This window comes from Candidatus Binataceae bacterium (assembly GCA_035308025.1).
Classification (GTDB): domain Bacteria; phylum Desulfobacterota; class Binatia; order Binatales; family Binataceae; genus JAJPHI01.
In genome coordinates this window covers 51,226-68,817 of sequence record DATGHL010000012.1, presented here as the reverse complement: position 1 = coordinate 68,817, position 17,592 = coordinate 51,226, and the positions used below count along the sequence as shown (strand labels likewise).

General features: G+C 62.1%; 19 protein-coding genes. All 19 read left to right on the top strand.

Annotation, left to right across the window (positions count from 1 at the left end; all coding sequences use genetic code 11):
* Positions 1-4: 4 nt before the first annotated feature.
* The 19 genes from leuC to VKS22_02945 all read left to right on the top strand — a co-directional run bounded on the left by leuC (position 5) and on the right by VKS22_02945 (position 17,556).
* Entirely contained in the window at positions 5-1,414 is a 1,410-nt protein-coding gene (leuC, locus tag VKS22_03035) for a 3-isopropylmalate dehydratase large subunit (GenBank protein HLW69576.1), read from the top strand.
* A gap of 81 nt (positions 1,415-1,495) precedes the next feature.
* Positions 1,496-2,548 carry an LLM class flavin-dependent oxidoreductase gene (locus VKS22_03030; GenBank protein ID HLW69575.1) on the top strand — a complete coding sequence of 351 codons (1,053 nt, stop codon included), beginning with the start codon at positions 1,496-1,498 and terminating at the stop codon, positions 2,546-2,548.
* A gap of 168 nt (positions 2,549-2,716) precedes the next feature.
* On the top strand, positions 2,717-3,304 hold the full coding sequence (gene leuD, locus VKS22_03025; GenBank protein HLW69574.1) for a 3-isopropylmalate dehydratase small subunit: 588 nt from the start codon (positions 2,717-2,719) through the stop codon (positions 3,302-3,304).
* 7 nt (positions 3,305-3,311) lie between these two features.
* Positions 3,312-3,857, top strand: coding sequence for a superoxide dismutase [Cu-Zn] SodC (gene sodC / locus VKS22_03020; protein ID HLW69573.1), 546 nt, complete (start codon positions 3,312-3,314; stop codon positions 3,855-3,857).
* A gap of 2 nt (positions 3,858-3,859) precedes the next feature.
* Positions 3,860-4,837, top strand: coding sequence for an RluA family pseudouridine synthase (locus VKS22_03015; GenBank protein ID HLW69572.1), 978 nt, complete (start codon positions 3,860-3,862; stop codon positions 4,835-4,837).
* A 213-nt stretch (positions 4,838-5,050) separates the two neighbouring features.
* The gene (locus VKS22_03010) at positions 5,051-6,406 is read left to right on the top strand and encodes a DUF1329 domain-containing protein (protein HLW69571.1); all 1,356 of its coding nucleotides are present in this window, start codon (positions 5,051-5,053) and stop codon (positions 6,404-6,406) included.
* 83 nt (positions 6,407-6,489) lie between these two features.
* Complete coding sequence (locus VKS22_03005) at positions 6,490-6,915, top strand: hypothetical protein (protein ID HLW69570.1); 426 nt, start codon at positions 6,490-6,492, stop codon at positions 6,913-6,915.
* A 7-nt stretch (positions 6,916-6,922) separates the two neighbouring features.
* Positions 6,923-7,591, top strand: a complete 669-nt coding sequence (locus tag VKS22_03000; protein HLW69569.1) for a GNAT family protein — start codon at positions 6,923-6,925, stop codon at positions 7,589-7,591.
* Between the two features lie 704 nt (positions 7,592-8,295).
* Positions 8,296-9,543, top strand: a complete 1,248-nt coding sequence (gene rho, locus VKS22_02995) for a transcription termination factor Rho (GenBank protein HLW69568.1) — start codon at positions 8,296-8,298, stop codon at positions 9,541-9,543.
* Between the two features lie 109 nt (positions 9,544-9,652).
* Complete coding sequence (gene rpsB / locus VKS22_02990; protein HLW69567.1) at positions 9,653-10,414, top strand: 30S ribosomal protein S2; 762 nt, start codon at positions 9,653-9,655, stop codon at positions 10,412-10,414.
* 88 nt (positions 10,415-10,502) lie between these two features.
* A complete protein-coding gene (gene tsf / locus VKS22_02985; protein ID HLW69566.1) occupies positions 10,503-11,120 on the top strand; it encodes a translation elongation factor Ts in 618 nt (205 codons plus the stop codon).
* A 54-nt stretch (positions 11,121-11,174) separates the two neighbouring features.
* A complete protein-coding gene (pyrH, locus tag VKS22_02980; protein ID HLW69565.1) occupies positions 11,175-11,954 on the top strand; it encodes a UMP kinase in 780 nt (259 codons plus the stop codon).
* Between the two features lie 78 nt (positions 11,955-12,032).
* Positions 12,033-12,590, top strand: coding sequence for a ribosome recycling factor (gene frr / locus VKS22_02975; protein HLW69564.1), 558 nt, complete (start codon positions 12,033-12,035; stop codon positions 12,588-12,590).
* A 41-nt stretch (positions 12,591-12,631) separates the two neighbouring features.
* Positions 12,632-13,495 (top strand): isoprenyl transferase, encoded by an 864-nt coding sequence (locus VKS22_02970; GenBank protein ID HLW69563.1) that lies wholly within the window; start codon positions 12,632-12,634, stop codon positions 13,493-13,495.
* Positions 13,496-13,511: 16 nt separating this feature from the next.
* Positions 13,512-14,324: a Dam family site-specific DNA-(adenine-N6)-methyltransferase gene (locus VKS22_02965; GenBank protein HLW69562.1), complete on the top strand. Its 813-nt coding sequence runs from the start codon at positions 13,512-13,514 to the stop codon at positions 14,322-14,324.
* 9 nt (positions 14,325-14,333) lie between these two features.
* A complete protein-coding gene (locus VKS22_02960; GenBank protein ID HLW69561.1) occupies positions 14,334-15,110 on the top strand; it encodes a phosphatidate cytidylyltransferase in 777 nt (258 codons plus the stop codon).
* A gap of 35 nt (positions 15,111-15,145) precedes the next feature.
* Positions 15,146-16,549 (top strand): site-2 protease family protein, encoded by a 1,404-nt coding sequence (locus VKS22_02955; protein ID HLW69560.1) that lies wholly within the window; start codon positions 15,146-15,148, stop codon positions 16,547-16,549.
* Positions 16,524-17,369: a tRNA (adenosine(37)-N6)-threonylcarbamoyltransferase complex dimerization subunit type 1 TsaB gene (tsaB, locus tag VKS22_02950; GenBank protein ID HLW69559.1), complete on the top strand. Its 846-nt coding sequence runs from the start codon at positions 16,524-16,526 to the stop codon at positions 17,367-17,369. Before VKS22_02955 ends, tsaB begins: the two co-directional genes overlap by 26 nt.
* Entirely contained in the window at positions 17,323-17,556 is a 234-nt protein-coding gene (locus VKS22_02945) for a hypothetical protein (protein ID HLW69558.1), read from the top strand. The genes tsaB and VKS22_02945 overlap by 47 nt, the downstream gene beginning before the upstream one ends.
* Positions 17,557-17,592 lie beyond the last annotated feature (36 nt).

Genomic DNA, 17,592 nt, shown 5'->3' with positions numbered 1-17,592 from the left:
GAACATGGCCGCGCAGACGTTGTTTGAGAAAATCTGGAACGAACATGTCGTGTATGAAGCGCCCGGCAGTCCGGCGCTGCTCTATGTCGATCTGCATCTGGTGCATGAGGTGACTTCGCCGGTGGCCTTTGAGTCGCTGACGAAGCTGGGGCGCAAGGTGCGGCGGCCGGATCGCACCTTCGCGACACAAGATCATAACGTGCCGACGACCGATCGTTCGCTGCCGATTCTCGATCCCGATTCCAAGCTCCAGATCGAGATGATGCGCAAGAACTGCCGTGATTTCGGGATCAAGTTGTTTGACCTCGGCGATCGCGAGCAGGGCATCGTGCATATTATCGGACCCGAGCTGGGCCTGTCGCAGCCAGGCATGACGATCGTCTGTGGCGACAGCCATACCGCAACTCACGGTGCGATGGGTGCGCTGGCCTTCGGTATCGGCACCAGCGAAGTCGAACACGTCCTCGCAACGCAGTGCCTGTGGCAGGCGCGGCCAAAGACGATGGAGGTGCGGGTCGAGGGTGAACTCGGGCTGGGGGTCGGCGCGAAGGACGTTATCCTCGGGATCATCGGCAAGATTACCACCGACGGCGGCACCGGCCACGTGATCGAGTATCGCGGCTCGACGATCGAGCACTTCTCGATGGAAGAGCGGATGACCGTGTGCAACATGACGATCGAGGGCGGCGCGCGGGCGGGCATGATTGCGGCGGACCAGAAGACGGTCGATTACCTGCGCGGACGGCGCTACGTAGCGAGCGGCAAGGAGTTCGATCAGGCGGCGGCGCGCTGGCTCGGTTTTCGCACGGACGCGGGCGCGAAATTTGACAAGAGCGTCAGCTTCGATGCGGCCGCGTTCGCCCCGCAGGTGACTTGGGGGACTAACCCCGGGATGGTGACGGAGGTCACGGCGCGGGTGCCCGATCCGTCGAGTTTTGCGGATGCGCCGCAGCGGCGGGCGGCCGAGCTCGCGCTCGAATATATGGGGCTGCGGCCGGGCACGCCGATCGAGGAGATCGCGGTCGATCTGGTGTTTATCGGCTCATGCACGAATGCGCGAATCAGTGACCTGCAGGCGGCGGCGGCGATCGTCAAAGGACGCAAAGTCTCGTCGAAGGTCCGGGCGCTGGTCGTGCCGGGATCGCAGCAGGTCAAGGCCGCGGCTGAGAGTCTCGGGCTCGATCGGATCTTCGTCGAGGCCGGCTTCGAGTGGCGCGAGTCGGGTTGCAGCATGTGCCTGGGGATGAATCCGGATATTCTGGCGCCGGGCCAGCGCTCGGCGAGCACCTCGAATCGCAATTTCGAGGGGCGTCAGGGCAAGGGCGGCCGCACTCATCTTGTGAGTCCGATTATGGCGGCCGCGGCGGCGGTCACGGGCCACTTCGTCGACGTGCGCGAGTGGGCGAAGAGGTAGGAAAGCGCTGCGTATCGCAGGCCCTCCAGATCGCTTCAGCATTAGTGCTGGGAAACAGGCCACGGAGCGAGAGGAACAGCTATGGATTTCGGGATTCTTTGGCTCGCAAGTGTTGATATTCGCAGGGACGTCGCTTTCGCTGAGGCCAGTGGTTTCACACACGCCTGGCTGGGCGATACCCAGATGATCTGGGCTGATGTTTTTCAATGCTTGGCGCTGTGCGCGAACGACACCAGCAAGATCAAATTAGGCACCAACGTCACCAATCCTTCTTCCCGCATCGCTCCCGTGACCGCTTGCAACTTTGCCACGCTCAATGTGCTTGCTCCGGGCCGCGTGATTATGGGTATCGGCACGGGCAATACTTGCAGACGCACGCTGGGGATGCCCGCCGCCAAGCTCGCGGAGCTGCGGACCCACGTCGAGGTGTGTCGCGGCCTCTGGAACCGAGAGACCGTCCCCTATCAGGAAGGCGACCGGCGTCGGCAGATAAGGTTTCTCAACCCTGAGGCCGGTCTAATTAACCTGCGGGACCGGATCCCGGTTTACCTAGCAGGCAGTGGGCCCAAATCGCTCGAGTTGGCCGGGGAAATTGGCGACGGGGTGATCCTGTTCGGGGTGGTCGGCGACAGCCTGCTTGAATACACACTCGGCCACGTCCGGCGCGGCGCCGAGCGCGCGGGCAAGCGGCTTCAGGATCTTTATATTGTGGTTGCCACGGCGTTCCACCTGAGCAAACCTGGCGAGAGTTTCGCTGAGGTCCAACGAGCGGTAGGGCCTTTAGTCACGTCCGAATGCAATATCTTTGCGCTCTCGGTCAAAGACCCACACGAACTGCCCGCCGATATCCGCGATGATCTGATGACCTTCAAGGACGCGTATCGCACGCCCAACACGCCGATCGAGACGCGCCATCTCGACCTCTACTCCGGCTATTGCGTCGAGTTTAAGCCCGAACATGCGCCGCTCGTGACGGATAAAATGATTAAAGAGACCACTCTGACCGGCTCGGCCGAGGAGATTCAGGTGCGAATTCGAAAGATGACCGCGGCCGGGGTCAACCAGGTCGCGATCGCTGGGGACCAAACGGTGATCGACGAGTTCAATACGCAGGTGATTCAGGGGCTGACCTAGTTTCCACGGTCGTGGCGGCCGGACCGCTCCGGGATTCTTCCCCTGGCAGGTTTGATTAGGCCGCGCCTCGTGGATTCAGGTCCTCGGGTGCGGGATAAAAAAGCATCGTTCAAGCTAAAGCGTAATGATTCTTTTGCGAGCGGGTTATGCAGACTGCGGGAGAAGCGAATGCAACCATTCAAGAATTTCACTGGATTAGTGGCGCCGTTGGATCGGCCCAACGTCGATACTGATCAGATTATCCCCAAGCAGTTTCTCAAGGCGGTGCTGCGCAGCGGACTGGGCGCGACGCTTTTTTATGACTGGCGCAATCAGCCCGACAGTCAGTTCGTGCTGTCGGAACCGCGCTTCAAGGCGGCGAGTATCCTGGTGGCGCGCGCCAACTTCGGCTGCGGCTCATCGCGCGAGCATGCGGTCTGGGCACTGGCCGATTTCGGCTTTCGCGTGATAATCGCGCCGTCGTTCGCCGATATTTTTCGCAACAACTGCCTCAAGAACGGCGTGCTGACGATTGTGCTCAAGCCGGAGGAGGTCGAAGCGATCTTTCTCGCGATCAAGCGCCACGAAGGCTACAGCCTGACGATCGATCTTGCGGGACAAAAGGTTACCGATGAGGCGGGCTGGTCGGCGCACTTCGCGATCGACGAATTCCCCAAGAAGTGCCTGCTCGAAGGACTCGACGATATCGCACTGACGCTGGCGCATGAGTCCGAGATCGTCGCCTACGAAACGAAGCATCCGACTGCTCTTCGGTGAGTGCGTGATGATCTCAAGGCTCCCGCTGATTGCATCATTGTCTATCGCGATGACTGCGATAATCGCGATGATGTCGGCGGCTCATGCCGCGCCGCCGGTTACGGTGACCGTCAACTCGATTAGCGCCGCGGGCGTCGGGCCGGCGATCGGCTCTGTCACCTTCGCCGACAGCAAGTGGGGCCTGCTCGTCACGCCGAATCTTTCCGGTTTGCCCGCCGGCGTGCACGGCTTCCATATCCACGAAAAACCTGCGTGCGGGCCGGCCGATCATGACGGCAAAATGGCCGCCGGCTTCGCCGCTGGGGGGCATCTCGATCCCGCCGCGACCAGGCATCATAAGGGGCCCTATGGCAATGGGCATGCCGGCGACCTGCCGCCGCTGGTGGTAAACGCCGATGGCAAGGCGACGACGCCGGTGCTCGCGCCGCGCCTGCTGCTCAAGGATGTTCAGGGTCGCGCGATCATGGTTCATGCGGGCGGCGATAACTATGCCGACGAGCCTGAGCCGCTGGGCGGCGGCGGGCCGCGTATCGCATGCGGAGTAATTCCGTAGAATTGGATCGGCCGCGGATTTTGATCGCGGCTGCGGCCCATCAGCGGATGCGGCTCGATCACTTTATGGCCGGGGCGCTGGCGCCGGAGTATTCGCGGGCGCAGGCGGCGCGGATGATCAAAGCGGGCCGCGTGACGCTCAACGGCGCGAGTGCGCGAGTCTCGGCGACTTTGCGGGCGGGAGATCGGATCGAGATTGGCGCACCGCCCGAGGTGACGCCGGCAGTGGCGAGCGCGGACGCACCGGAAATCACCGTAATCTATGCCGACGACGAACTGATCGCGGTGAACAAGCCGGCCGGCATGACGGTCCATCAGGCGCCGGGCCATCTCCACTCGACTCTGGTCGATGGGCTGCTCGCGCGCTTTCCGGAGCTCGCCGCGATGGCCGAGCCCGACGGAATTATGCGGCCGGGGATTGTTCATCGGCTGGACAAGGACACGTCGGGCGTGATGGTGGTGGCGCGCACGCCATTTGCGCGCACCGCCTTGGCCAGGCAGTTCAAAGAGCGCATGGTCAGCAAGTTCTATGTCGCGCTCGTGCGCGGCGTCGTCGCGCGTGAGCAATTCACGCTCGCTCAGCCGATCGGACGCCATCCGACCGAACGCCAACGGATGTCGGTGCGGTCGCGCACGCCGCGCGCGGCGGTGAGCCATGTGACGGTGCTATGGCGCGGCGCGGGAGTAACGTTAGTCGGGGTGCGGCCCGAGACCGGGCGGACGCATCAGATTCGCGTGCATCTGGCGGCAGCCGGCCATCCCTGCGTCGGCGACACGACTTACGGTTCGCGCGAGACCGCGACCCATCCGATGGGGCGTCAGGCGCTGCATGCCTTCGCGTTGGCGGTGGACCATCCCCGCAGCGGCGCACGGCTCGAGTTTCGCGCCCCGCTGGCGGAGGAAATAGCGAAGTATATGGCGGCACTTGGGCTCGGTGCCGCGGGCGATCTGATCGAGCGATGGGTCGCGGCAGGGGAGTAATTCCGAGTTAGCTTCTGAAGCAGAGGGCTCCCAGCTTTACCCTGACGTCTCATTATTGACAGCAACTCTTATTCGGCGCATAAGCTCGGCTAACGGCCGAGCCAGAGGGGCTGGCTTCTTGAGGTCGTGGGGACCGTCAACTCGCAACTGCTCTGAGCTCCGTACTGCCTGGCTTCGTTTTACGGAGCTTGTTAAGGGCAAAGGAGAAACGCCATGCAGAGGTTCGCGCGCGTGATGGCGGCGGCGATGCTGATTGCATTACTGCCGTCGAGAGGGTGGTCGCAGGCGACCGATCGTAGCGAGATGGATCAGTGGCTCAAGGATTCGCAGAATCAGGGCGAACTCGCGATCGGCACGAAGGTCACCATTCAGAACTGGCAGCAGTACCGGAATTTTTTGCCGCTGGGCATGCAGGAGATGTTCGCCGGGAAGTACTTCTGGAAGATACCGCCGGAAGCCGTGCTAGAGGTGGGGCCGACAGTCCATGATTTCCTATTGAAGAGTTGGATCGAGCGGACCGAGAAGTATTCGCCACAAACCACGGTCGAGTTGCTTCCTAATGGCCATTACGTACTACACAACTACCATGGTGGGACGCCGTTCCCGAATCCGTCGGAGCCGTACAAGGGCTGGAAGGTGCTCGCGAATATCAACTGGCCGGCGGGACCGCAGATGTATGTCAATGGGCCGAATAACTACGGCTCGGTCTGGGCGATTGATCGCTATGGCAATGTCAATGCGACTACGCTGGATGTGGTCTACCGGGTGAGCACGAGTGACTATATCAGCGACCCAGGGATTCCCGCGTCGAGCCTCGATTACCTGCCCGGGGTATGGTACACGGAATGGCTCATGGAGGAGTCGCCGGAACAGGCGCGCTATACCGCGTCGTTAAATCTATTTTACATCGATCAGGAGAAGCAGCCATTTCCGGACACGTACGTATTCGTGCCGGCGTTGCGCCGATCGCTGCGCTTGGCGAGTACGGCGCGTTGTTCGCCGGTGTTCGGCTTTGACTGGACTTACGACGACGCCAAGGGCAACGGCTTTAATGGTAGCACCTCGATCTACACCGGCGATTTTCTGGGCGATCGCAAGATTTTAACGCTAGCGCACTTTAACCAGGACGGCGCGATCTTCCCGGGCGGTTACCTGATGCCGCTTGGATTCCCCAAACCCTCGTGGGGCAAATGGGAAGTGCGGGACATGGCGATCGACGATGTCCACCGGATTTCGAGCGAAGCGTCGGGCTACTGTTATTCGAGCCGGATCATGTATGCCGACAAGGAGCACTGGTTGGGCGACTGGGTTGATCTGTTCGACTCGAATCACAAGCTCTGGAAATCGATTTCGTATTACAACGGAGCCGGCGACGTGCCGGGGATGGGTCATATGTGGGAGGGCATTTCGTCGTCCGCGATGGATTTCCAGAACTCGCACGAGACGGTCTGGTGCGGATTCGGCAATCCCTGGAAGCGCAAGCCGTATATCGATATTAACGTGCCGAAAGAGTATTTCGACGGGGTCAAGTACGGGAGTCCGGGTGGGCTTCAGCAGATCATGCGCTGAGCTTTTCGCAAAGGCGTAGTAGCGGTTGGACGATGCCGGGGCGTAGTCATCAGCCGCGCCCCGGCGCGCCCGGGATCACAGGGATGGAACTGCAAGAACATCGCGGGGGTTGCTATTGTGGTAATCTGCGCTGGACCCTGCGGTCGCAGCTAGCGGTGGCGCAATTGCCGGTGCGGACCTGCGGCTGCGGGTTCTGCCGCAAGCACGGCCTGCTGACAACTTCGGATCCGCAAGGTGAGATGGATTTCAGCGTTAGCGATCGCACGATGCTGCTCCGCTATCGGTTCGATACTGCCACCGCGGACTTCCTGATGTGCGGGCGCTGCGGGGTCTATGTCGGCGCACAAATGGAGGAAGCCGGCCGCCATTACGCGATCGCGAACCTGCGCACGCTCGAGAGCGACGGTGAACTCGGGGTCGTGCAGCCGATGGACTATTCAAGCGAGAACGCTGTCACACGGCGCGCGCGCCGCGCCAGCCGCTGGACGCCGGTGCGCACGCCTGCATGAGAGATCGATGATCGACGCGCATCAGGAGCGGAAGGCGCTGATCGCGGATACGGAGATTTCGTTGGCCGGCGAGGCGGTCGCCCTTGAGCCGCTGACGCCGGCCCATTGCGAGGCGCTGGAAAAAGTCGCCGCCGAGTTTGCGGGCAAGGCCGCGGATTATCCGCACAGCTTCGTGCCGTTAACGCCGTCCGAGGTGCGAATCTACGTGGCCACCGCTCTGGCGCAACGGGAGCGCGGCGAACGCTATCCCTTCGCGATCCGCTTCGACCATTCGATCATCGGGTCGACCAGCTATTTCCCTTTCTTCTGGAGCTGGCCCGAACACTCGCCGTTCGCCCAACGCCAAGCGCCCGATGCCATCGAGATCGGCGCCACCTGGATTGCGCCTTCGACGCAGCGCACGCGATGCAATACCGAAGCGAAACTGCTGCTGCTGACGCACGCTTTCGAGGAATGGCAGGTTCATCGCGTGAGCCTCAAGACCGACGAGCGCAATCAGCGCTCGCGCAACGCAATCGAGCGGATCGGCGCGAAGTTCGACGGGATTTTGCGCGGCGACATGCCCGCCCGCGACGCGACCACAAGAAACTCGGCCTACTACTCGATTATCGCCAACGAATGGCCCGCGGTGAGAGCCGAATTGGAGGCGCGGCTTGCGCGGGACGCGCGGCGGTAAACAAAGAGTGCGCAACCGGTTGATTGACCCATCATCAGATTGGTTGACACATTTGCGGGGCTGCGATAGTCTCGATGTTCTACTCCTGCTGTGAGGCTGTTCAATCGTGCCTCCGGGATTCGGTCGTCCCCTGGCAGCCGGCCCGCCCGCTCCCCGACGTAACGCGATTCGAAGCGTAAGGCGTCGCCCCCAAAATCCGGACGGTGGCAAAAGCAAAGGCGGGCGGAGCAGCCAGGTAACGGACGAAGCTATCACCAAGGCGCGCGATGCATGCGACGCCGGCCGATGCTGCCGGAAGCGACGTTGCCGGAAATAGAGCTTCAATCGGCCGGGAAAAGTCGCGAGACCCAGGAAGTTAGAGGAGTAGACGGAGTTGCGGGGTAAGTAATATGGCAAGAGGTCGGGGACCGGAACGAAACGACATCGAAGAGTCGCCTGAGGAAGGCGCGCAGACCCCGCCGCAGGCGGCGTTTGTACGGCCGCGCGGCGGACAACATTCCCATCGCGAGCCGCATCGCGGAGCGGCCCCGAACGGCGGCGCAGCCGCCAATGGCGGCAACGGTGAGGCGGAGACCGCGGGCGGGACGAATGGCGCGGCGTCGAGCGGCGAGCCTCAATCGGCGCCTTTGGCGGCATCGGCGCCAGCGGTCGCGAGCGGCGGCGATCGGCGAGCCCCAGTCAGCATCATCAGCGAAAGCGGGACGCTGAATCTCAAGGCGCTCAAGGGCGCGAAGATCACGGAACTGGCCGGCATCGCGCGCGATTACAATATCGAAGGCGCGGCCAACATGCGCAAGCAGGAGATGATTTTCGCCATCCTGCAGGCGCAGGCGCAGCGCAATGGTTCGATTCTCGGCGAAGGCGTGCTGGAAATCCTGCCCGACGGCTTCGGCTTTCTGCGCGCACCGGACTACAATTATCTGCCGGGCCCCGACGACATTTATATCTCGCCGAGTCAGATCCGACGGTTCAATCTGCGCACCGGGGATATTACCTCGGGGTTGATTCGTCCGCCCAAAGAGGGCGAGCGCTACTTCGCGCTGCTCAAGGTTGAGTCGATCAACTATGAAGAGCCTGAGAAGGCGCGCGACAAGATTCTGTTCGACAATCTGACCCCGCTCTATCCTGAGGAGCGGATCAAGCTCGAATACAATCACGAGGATTACACCACGCGGATCATCGATCTGGTGGCGCCGATCGGCAAAGGGCAGCGCGGCTTAATCGTGGCGGCGCCGTTTACCGGCAAGACCATGATGCTGCAGGCGATCGCGAAAGCGATCGCGCATAACCATCCGGAAATTATCCTTATCGTTCTGCTGGTGGATGAGCGACCCGAAGAAGTCACCGACATGCTGCGTTCGGTGCAGGGCGAGGTGGTCAGTTCGACTTTTGACGAGCCGCCGACCCGCCACGTGCAAGTCGCCGAGATGGTGATCGAGCGCGCGCGGCGACTGGTCGAGCATGGTCGCGACGTCGTCATCCTGCTGGATTCGATCACACGCCTGGCGCGGGCCTACAACACGGTCGTGCCGCCCTCCGGCAAGATTCTCTCGGGCGGCGTCGACTCCAACGCGCTGCACAAGCCCAAGAAGTTTTTCGGCGCGGCGCGCAACACCGAGGACGGTGGCAGTCTCACGATCATCGCGACGGCGCTGGTTGATACCGGCAGCCGCATGGACGAGGTCATCTTCGAGGAATTCAAGGGCACCGGTAATCAACAGATCGCGTTGGATCGCCGCCTGCTCGAGAAGCGCATCTTCCCGACGATCGATATTCAGCGTTCGTCCACCCGCAAGGAAGAGTTGCTGCTGCCGCGCAGCACTTTGAACCGCGTCTGGATTCTGCGCAAGCTGCTGTCGCAGCTCAACGCGGTTGAATCGATGGAGTTCCTGCTCGACAAGATGCAGGGGACCAAGACCAACGAAGAGTTTTTGGAGTCGATGAACGCGTAGCGCCGATTGAGTAAAATTTGGGATGGGCAAGTAGCCCGCCGGTATTGAGACAGAGTGCCGCCGCGAAGGCGGGAGAGAGGTTTAGACAGCGCCTATGACGGAAATCAGCATGAAGCAGCTGCTCGAGGCCGGCGTACATTTCGGCCATCAGACCAGTCGCTGGAATCCCAAGATGAAGCCCTACATTTTCGGCGCGCGCAACGGGATTTACATCATCGATCTGCAGCAGACGGTCAAGATGTTCCGCAGCGTCTATGAGTTTGTGCGCGACCTCGCGGCCGACGGCGGCACGCTGCTGATGGTCGGGACCAAAAAGCAGGCGCAGGACATCGTGCGCGAAGAAGCCGAGCGCTGCGGCATGTATCACGTCAACAGCCGCTGGCTCGGCGGTATGCTGACCAATTTTCAGACGATTCGCGCCTCGATTGATCGGCTCAAGAAGCTCGAGGAAGTTATGGCCGATCCCGAAATGATCCAGGCGCTGACCAAGAAAGAGATGAGCGATAACGAAAAGATGCACGGCAAACTAATGACCACGCTGTCCGGCATCAAGAACATGCGCAAGCTGCCCGACGCCCTCTGGGTGATCGATACCAAGAAGGAAGAGATCGCCGTGGCCGAGGCCAACCGGCTGGGGATCCCGGTGGTCGCGGTTGTCGATACGAATTGCGATCCTGATCAGATCGCCTACCGGATTCCCGGCAACGACGACGCGATTCGCGCGATCAAACTGTTCACCGCAGCCGTGGCCGACGCAGTGATCGAGGGTAAGGCGCTCGCGGAGGAACGCGCGCGCGGCCGCGACGAAACGCTGCCGCTCAATGATCACAACAACGGCAGCACGTCCGAGGCGCCGCCCCCACCAGCTTAGGGCTCGTGACAATTCAGACTCGGGCTGATTCAGGACACAACAGGAACGACTTAAGCGCCTCAGTGTGCGGCTAATTTCAGGAAAGCTAATGGACGTAAACGCGAATCTGGTCAGAGAGCTGCGCGACAAGACCGGCGCCGGCATCATGGATTGCAAGAAGGCGCTGGCCGAGAGCAAGGGCGAGCTCGAGCAGGCCGTGGTTTGGCTGCGCGAAAAGGGGATCGCTCAAGCCGCGAAGCGCGCCGGACGTGTCGCCTCGGAAGGCTCAGTCGGCACCTATATTCATGCGGGCGGCAAGCTCGGCGTGCTGGTCGAGATCAACTGCGAGAGCGATTTTGTCGCCAAAACGCCGGAATTTCAGACCCTGGTCAAAGAGATCGGAATGCAGATTGCGGCGCAAAATCCGCGCTGCGTGCGGCGCGAGGAGCTCGAGCCGGCCGTGCTCGAGCAGGAACGGCAGATCTACGCCTCGCAGGCGGCCGACAAGCCGCCGCAGGTGATCGCCAAGATAGTAGAGGGCAAAATCGAAAAGTTCTACAAGGATGCGGTGCTCAACGAGCAGGCCTGGGTGCGCGATCCGAATCGCACCATCAGCGATCTGCTGGGCGAGTATGTCGGTAAGCTCGGCGAGAAGATCGAAATTCGCCGCTTCGCCCGCTTTCAGCTCGGCGAGAACCTCGGCAGCAAGCCCGCCTCTGCGGAATAGCGCCTGGCCTTCCGGCGCGAATCCGAGAACAGCGCGATAACGTACTTCAGTGTAATGACCGAGCGAACCGGCAAACCCCGTTATCGGCGCGTCCTGCTCAAACTCTCGGGAGAGGCGCTCGCGCCCGAACAAGGTATGGGTATCGATCTTGACGCGCTCGGCCGGATCGCGCTGGAAATCAAGGAAATCGCGGCACTGGGCGTCGAGCTCGCGATGGTCATCGGTGGAGGCAATATTCTGCGCGGCAGCTCCTACGAGGCGCGCGGGATGGACCGTTCGACGGCCGATCAGATGGGGATGCTGGCAACCGTGATCAACGCGCTGGCGCTGCAGAATGCTTTAGAACAGTGCGGGGTGACGACGCGAGTCCTCTCCGCGATCGCGATCCACGCCGTCTGTGAGCCTTATATCCGGCGGCGTGCGATCCGGCATCTCGAGCGCGGCCGCGCGGTGATCTTCGCAGCCGGCACCGGCAATCCGTACTTTACCACCGATACCGCCGCCAGCCTGCGCGCGATGGAGATCAGCGCCGAGGTGATTTTCAAGGCGAGTCATCATATCGACGGCGTCTATGATCGCGATCCGCAGATTGAGGACGGCGCCGTGCTTTTCGACCGGCTGAGCTATCGCGAAGTGCTCGACCGCAATCTCAAGGTGATGGATGCGACGGCACTGACGCTCTGTATGGACCATCAGCTCCCAATCATCGTCTTTAATTTGCGCAAATCCGGGAATATAAGAAGGGCGGTGAATGGCGAACCGATCGGCACCTGGGTAGGACCGGATACTCGTGCGGTAGACGCGCCGGCGGAGACATCCCAGCCGGGTAAGTGAGCAGGCAGATCAGAAAAGAAACTGATTGCGGAGGAGCGGCGCGTCGGCGCGAGCAAGCCGGATGAGCCGCGTGAGCCAGTGAGCGACGAAGTAGTCGAGTTGGCGGGTTCGGAGATGGCGGCGGCGGTCAGCGCTTTTCGCCATGAGCTAAGCCGGGTGCGCACCGGCCGAGCTTCGACCGCGCTGCTCGAGGGGTTGCACGTCAACTACTACGGGGCGAAAACACCGCTGCGGCAGTTGGCCGGCTTGGCGGCGCCGGAACCGCGCCTGCTGGTGATCACGCCGTATGATCGCGGCTCGATCGGAGAGATCGAAAAGGCGATTCAAACCTCAGACCTCGGCCTGAACCCGATGAATGACGGCAAGCTCATTCGGATTCCGATTCCCGAACTTAACGAGGAGCGGCGCCGCGAGTTGGTCAAGCACGTGCGCAAAATCGGTGAGGAATTCCGCGTGAGTGTGCGCAACCATCGGCGCGACGCCAACGATATGCTCAAGCAGATGAACAAGGACAAGCAGATCGGCGACGACGACTTGCGCAGCGCCGAGGCCAAAGTCCAGCAGCTCACGACCGCGCATATCGAAAAGCTCGACCAGGTGCTGGCGGCGAAGGAAGCCGAAATCATGGAGGTCTGAGGGTCGCGTCATTGCTGATCCTCAGGCATTCTTAAACGGACGTGGCTTCTTCACTTCCTCTCAGCGAATTTCCCCAGCTCTCGCTAGACCCGGCGCGGCTGCCGCGCCATGTCGCCGTCGTGATGGACGGTAACGGCCGCTGGGCGACGCGGCGCGGACTGAATCGCTGCGAGGGCCATCGGCGCGGCAAAGACGCCGCGCGCGCAGTCGTCGAGGCTGCGCGCGAACTCGGCATCCCCTATCTGACGCTCTTCGTTTTTTCCCACGAAAATTGGCAGCGGCCGGTGCCGGAGGTGGGTTTTCTGATGCGCCTGTTTCATCGGTTCCTACTGACCGAGAGCAAGCGCCTGATGAAGCGTGGGGTCCGCCTGATTACGGTCGGCGAGACGGCGCGGCTGCCCGCCGCGGTCCGCCGCGCGCTCGACGAGATGGTTGCGCTGACGGCCGGCAACCGGAAGATGACGCTGGCGCTCGCGCTCTCCTACGGCGGCCGCCAGGATCTCGCCGCGGCTGCGCGCCGCATCGCTGAGGGCGTCGCCGCCGGACGGATCACCCCGCAGCAGGTCAATGAAGAACTTCTCGGCAACGAATTGATGACGGCCGGCATTCCCGATCCCGATCTGTTGATTCGGACCTCGGGCGAGCAGCGCATCTCGAATTTTTTCCTCTATCAGCTCGCTTATACCGAACTCTACTTCACCGAGACGCTGTGGCCGGATTTCCGCGAGACCGACCTGCTGAAGGCGCTCGCGGACTATCAGGCGCGCGAACGCCGCTTCGGTACTGTAGATGTTCGGACCGGTGTCAGGACAGATGTTCTGAAAGCAGTTGGCGGCGGGGCGGTTGATAGTTCGGCGGCGGCGGGTGGCGCAGAGGGCTCGCCGCGCGCGCTCTCGACCGGCTGAAGGCCGCCACTCGGGGGTGGGCAGGGCAGCGGAAACCGCGGGGCTGGAGCTTGAAACGCTCAAGCCGCCACTCAAGTGGGCCGGCGGCAAGCGCTGGCTGGTACCCGGTCTGCGAGAACGCTGGCCCGTACACGCTGGTCGCCGGCTGGTCGAACCTTTCTGTGGGGGCCTGGCAGTTGCGCTCGGACTGCGACTGGCGCGCGCGCTACTCAACGATATCAATCCCCACGCGGTGAATTTCTATCGCTGGCTCGCGAAAGGGCTGCAAGCTGCTCTTCCGCAGCGTAACGACGAGCGTGTCTATTACGCGAATCGCGACCGTTTTAATCAACTGGCGAAAACCGGCGCGCCTGAGAGCGCGGAAGCGGCGGAACTTTTTTACTATCTGAATCGTACCGGCTACAACGGTTTGTGCCGGTTCAATAGCGCCGGGAGTTTCAATGTACCTTTCGGCAAATACAAGACGATTCGCTATCTGACCGATTTTTCACCCTACCGCACAGTCTTTGCCGAGTGGAAGTTCAGTTGCGGCGACTTCGCGAGGCTCGCTCTGGAGCCGGGCGATTTCGTCTATGCCGATCCGCCTTACGACGCCGGCTTCACGAAATATTCGAGAGAGGACTTCACCTGGAAGGATCAAGTGCGACTCGCTGAATGGCTCGCGCGTCATCCGGGGCCGGTCGCGGCGTCGAATCACGCTACTGCACGAATTATTGAGCTCTACCGCGGCCTCGGGTTCGAGCTGATCGAGTTGGAGGCGCCGCGCATGATTAGCTGCACCGGTGATCGCACGCGGGCGCGCGAGGTCCTCGCACTGCGAGGCGTCTAAGCCGGCCCGGTGCTGCGAACCAGGTTAATCACCGCGGCCATCGCCCTGCCTCTGCTACTGGCGGGAGTGATTTTTGCGCCCGTCGGCGCGTTCACGATTTTTATCGGAATCGCCACAGCGTGGGGCCTGTTCGAGGTCGTCGTGATGAACGAACCACGTCGCGGGCAGCTCTGGCTGATTCTGCTGTGCGGCGCCCTCCCCGCGATAACCCTGCTGACCTGCGGCCCGGGTCCATGGCTCGCACCGTTGGCGGTAATCGTCGCGCTGTGTGCACTGACGCTGCGGGTCGGGATAGAAGGTCCTTGTCACGCAAATGTTTGGACGCGGGTGCTCGGCACGCTTGGCGTCGGCGTGCTTTTCCCCTATCTGGCATTTCTCCGTAACGGTCCGCACGGCGTCGCGATCGTCATCCTGATGTTCCTGATCGTCGTGGCGAGCGATTCGGGAGCTTATTTCGCCGGCCGATCGCTCGGGCGAATCAAGCTGTTGCCCAAGGTCAGCCCGAAGAAGACGCTCGAAGGCGCGGTCGGCGGGTTGGCTGCCAGCGTGATTGCCGGGTTGGTGCTGCGTCCGATGCTGACCCCGAATCTGGGCAATCGGCAGATGATTGCGCTGGCGGTGGTCGTGGCGGCGCTCGCGCAGGTAGGCGACCTGGCCAACTCTGCGGTCAAGCGAATCGCGGGAGTCAAGGATTCCGGCTGGATTTTTCCGGGACACGGCGGCTTGCTCGATCGCACGTGCAGCCTAGTCTTCCCGGCGGTTTTCACCTACTATTATTTTTACTAATCCGCTCCGAAGCTGCGCGCCGGGTCGTTGTCCGAATGATCATATCTATCGTTGCTGCGGTTGTTATTTTCGCCATTCTGATCGTCGTGCACGAGGCCGGCCATTTCGTGATGGCCAAGCGGGTCGGCGTGCGCGTGCTCCGCTTTTCGATCGGCTATCCGCCGCGGCTGTTTGGGATTCGGCGCGGTGAGACCGACTATGCTTTCGGCGCGACGCCATTAGGCGGCTACGTCCGGATGCTCGGGGACGAGATTGCTGAAGAGCCCAGCGCCGAGACGATCACCAGCTATCTTGGGGAGCTTAAACTCGATCTGCTGGCGGCGGCAAAGACCCGCGGAGGGCTTGTACATGCCGGGACGAACGCGGTTGCCAATCCGCCCGGGCCTGGCAACAAGGCTGGGGACGCGACGCTGATCGCGATGGCGCGCGAGATCGAGGCGCGGCCCCACGACTTCGACACGACGATGCTGGGCCGTAAGCTCAAGCCCGACGAGGCCATCTTGCTCGGCGAAATCGCCAGATGCGCAGCGCTCGAGCAGGCCGGGTCGGTCGAGCGGGCGACGGCAAGACTGGCCGAGATCAAGCCGGTCGGGCTCGTGAAGGAGTTCAACGCGCGAGCCTTCCCGAGCCAACCGCTGCACCGGCGCTTCGCGATCGTGCTCGCGGGCCCGGCCTCGAATATCCTGTTCGCCCCGCTCCTGATGACGATCGTCCTGATGTTTGGCGTACCGACGCTGCTGCCGGTGCTGGGCGCGCTCGATCACGGGATGCCGGGTTATGCGGCCGGCCTGCGCGAGGGCGATCACGTGACCGCGATCGACGGAGTCGCGATCGATTCCTGGGACGCGATGTCGCGCGCGGTCAAAGACAGTAGCGGCCGTCCGCTTGATCTTGCAGTGCAGCGCGGACAAGACGCGGCCGGCGCGATCCATGTTACGGTGCGGCCTGAACTGCTGCCGGAAGAAACGATCTATGGCGATCACGAGCCCACCTGGATTATCGGCGTCAAGCCGAGCGGCGCCGCCACAGTCAAGAAACTCTCTCTGCTGAAAGCAATCCCAGCCGGCGTGGCCGAATCGGCGCGGATGGCCGAAACTTTGGTGATCGGCATCGGCAAGATTGTCGCCGGCAAAACGCCGGTGCGGCAGGCGCTCGGCGGACCGATCATGATCGCACAGATCGCCGGCCGCGAAGCCCATCAGGGCTTTGCCGAAGTAGCGCTCTTCATGGTCACGCTGAGCCTTGAATTGGGGATCATCAACCTGCTGCCTGTGCCGCTGCTCGACGGCGGCCATCTGCTGTTTTTCGCGATCGAGGGGATTCGCGGCGAGCCGCTCAAGCTGCGCCATCGCGAGATCGCGATGCAGGTGGGGCTGTTTTTGCTGGCGATCCTCATGGCGTTCGTAATCCTGAATGACATTTCCCGCCTTATCGGTTGAGCGGCTGCTCGAGGCCGGTGTAGCGGTCGGGCCGGTGCTCGGGCTCGAAACCGGCGGACCGGTCGCAAGTCTCGGGGTGGTGGCGCGCGGCCGGATTCAGGCCGTTTTATCGCGCCCATTGATCTCGCATTGCGCGGGATTACCCGATGCAGTTAACGAAGTGCTCGACGGGGCCGGATTCAAGCTGCGCGACTTGGCCGCGATCGCGGTCGGTATCGGGCCCGGCTCTTTCACTGGCCTGCGCGTCGGATTGAGCTACGCCAAGGGGTTGGTGAGCGCCTTGGGTATGGCGATTGTGGGCGTATCGTCGCTGGAAGCGATCGCACTCTGCGCCGCGCGCGAGGCCCGCGCCGGTATGACGGTCTGCCCGATAATTGACGCGCGGCGTGGGGAACTCTACACCGCGCTTTACCGCTCCTCCGGTGATGCGCTAGAAAGGGTGACGGGAGATTTGGCGGTTTCGGTTGACGAGCTTGCCGCGAGACTTTCCGGTGATGTGATAGTTGTCGGGGAGGCGATGGGTGAGGAGGTGCGGACGGCCGCGCAAGCGCGCGGGTACCGTATCGAGGTCGTGACTGGAGCCGCAGAATTGTCTTTGCGGGGAAGCTTGGTGGCCGTGCTTGGCGCCGGGCGGGTTGCGTCGCACGAGATTGATCATGCCGCCACACTCGAACCGCTTTACGTTCGCGCCGCGGATGCGCAGGTCAAGTCGTCGCCGGCGAGCAACAACGGCGCGAGTGGTAACAGTGAAGTGAAGCCGGAGGTAGAAGCCAATGGAACGTCGCGAAGAGGAATTGATCCAGCGCTACGCCGAGCATGACGCCGAGTTGCGCGCACTCTACGTCGAGCATCAGGAGTTCAAGCGCCAGCTCGATCCGTATCGTCACAAGCTTCACCTGACAAATGCCGAAGAGCTCGAAATGAAGCGGCTGCAGAAGCTCAAGCTGGCCTCGAAAGACCGCATGATGGAGTTGATTAATCGGCATCAGCACGAGCACGCGAACTAGGTCGCGGCGGGCGCAGGTGCCGCGTCCGTCCAGCAG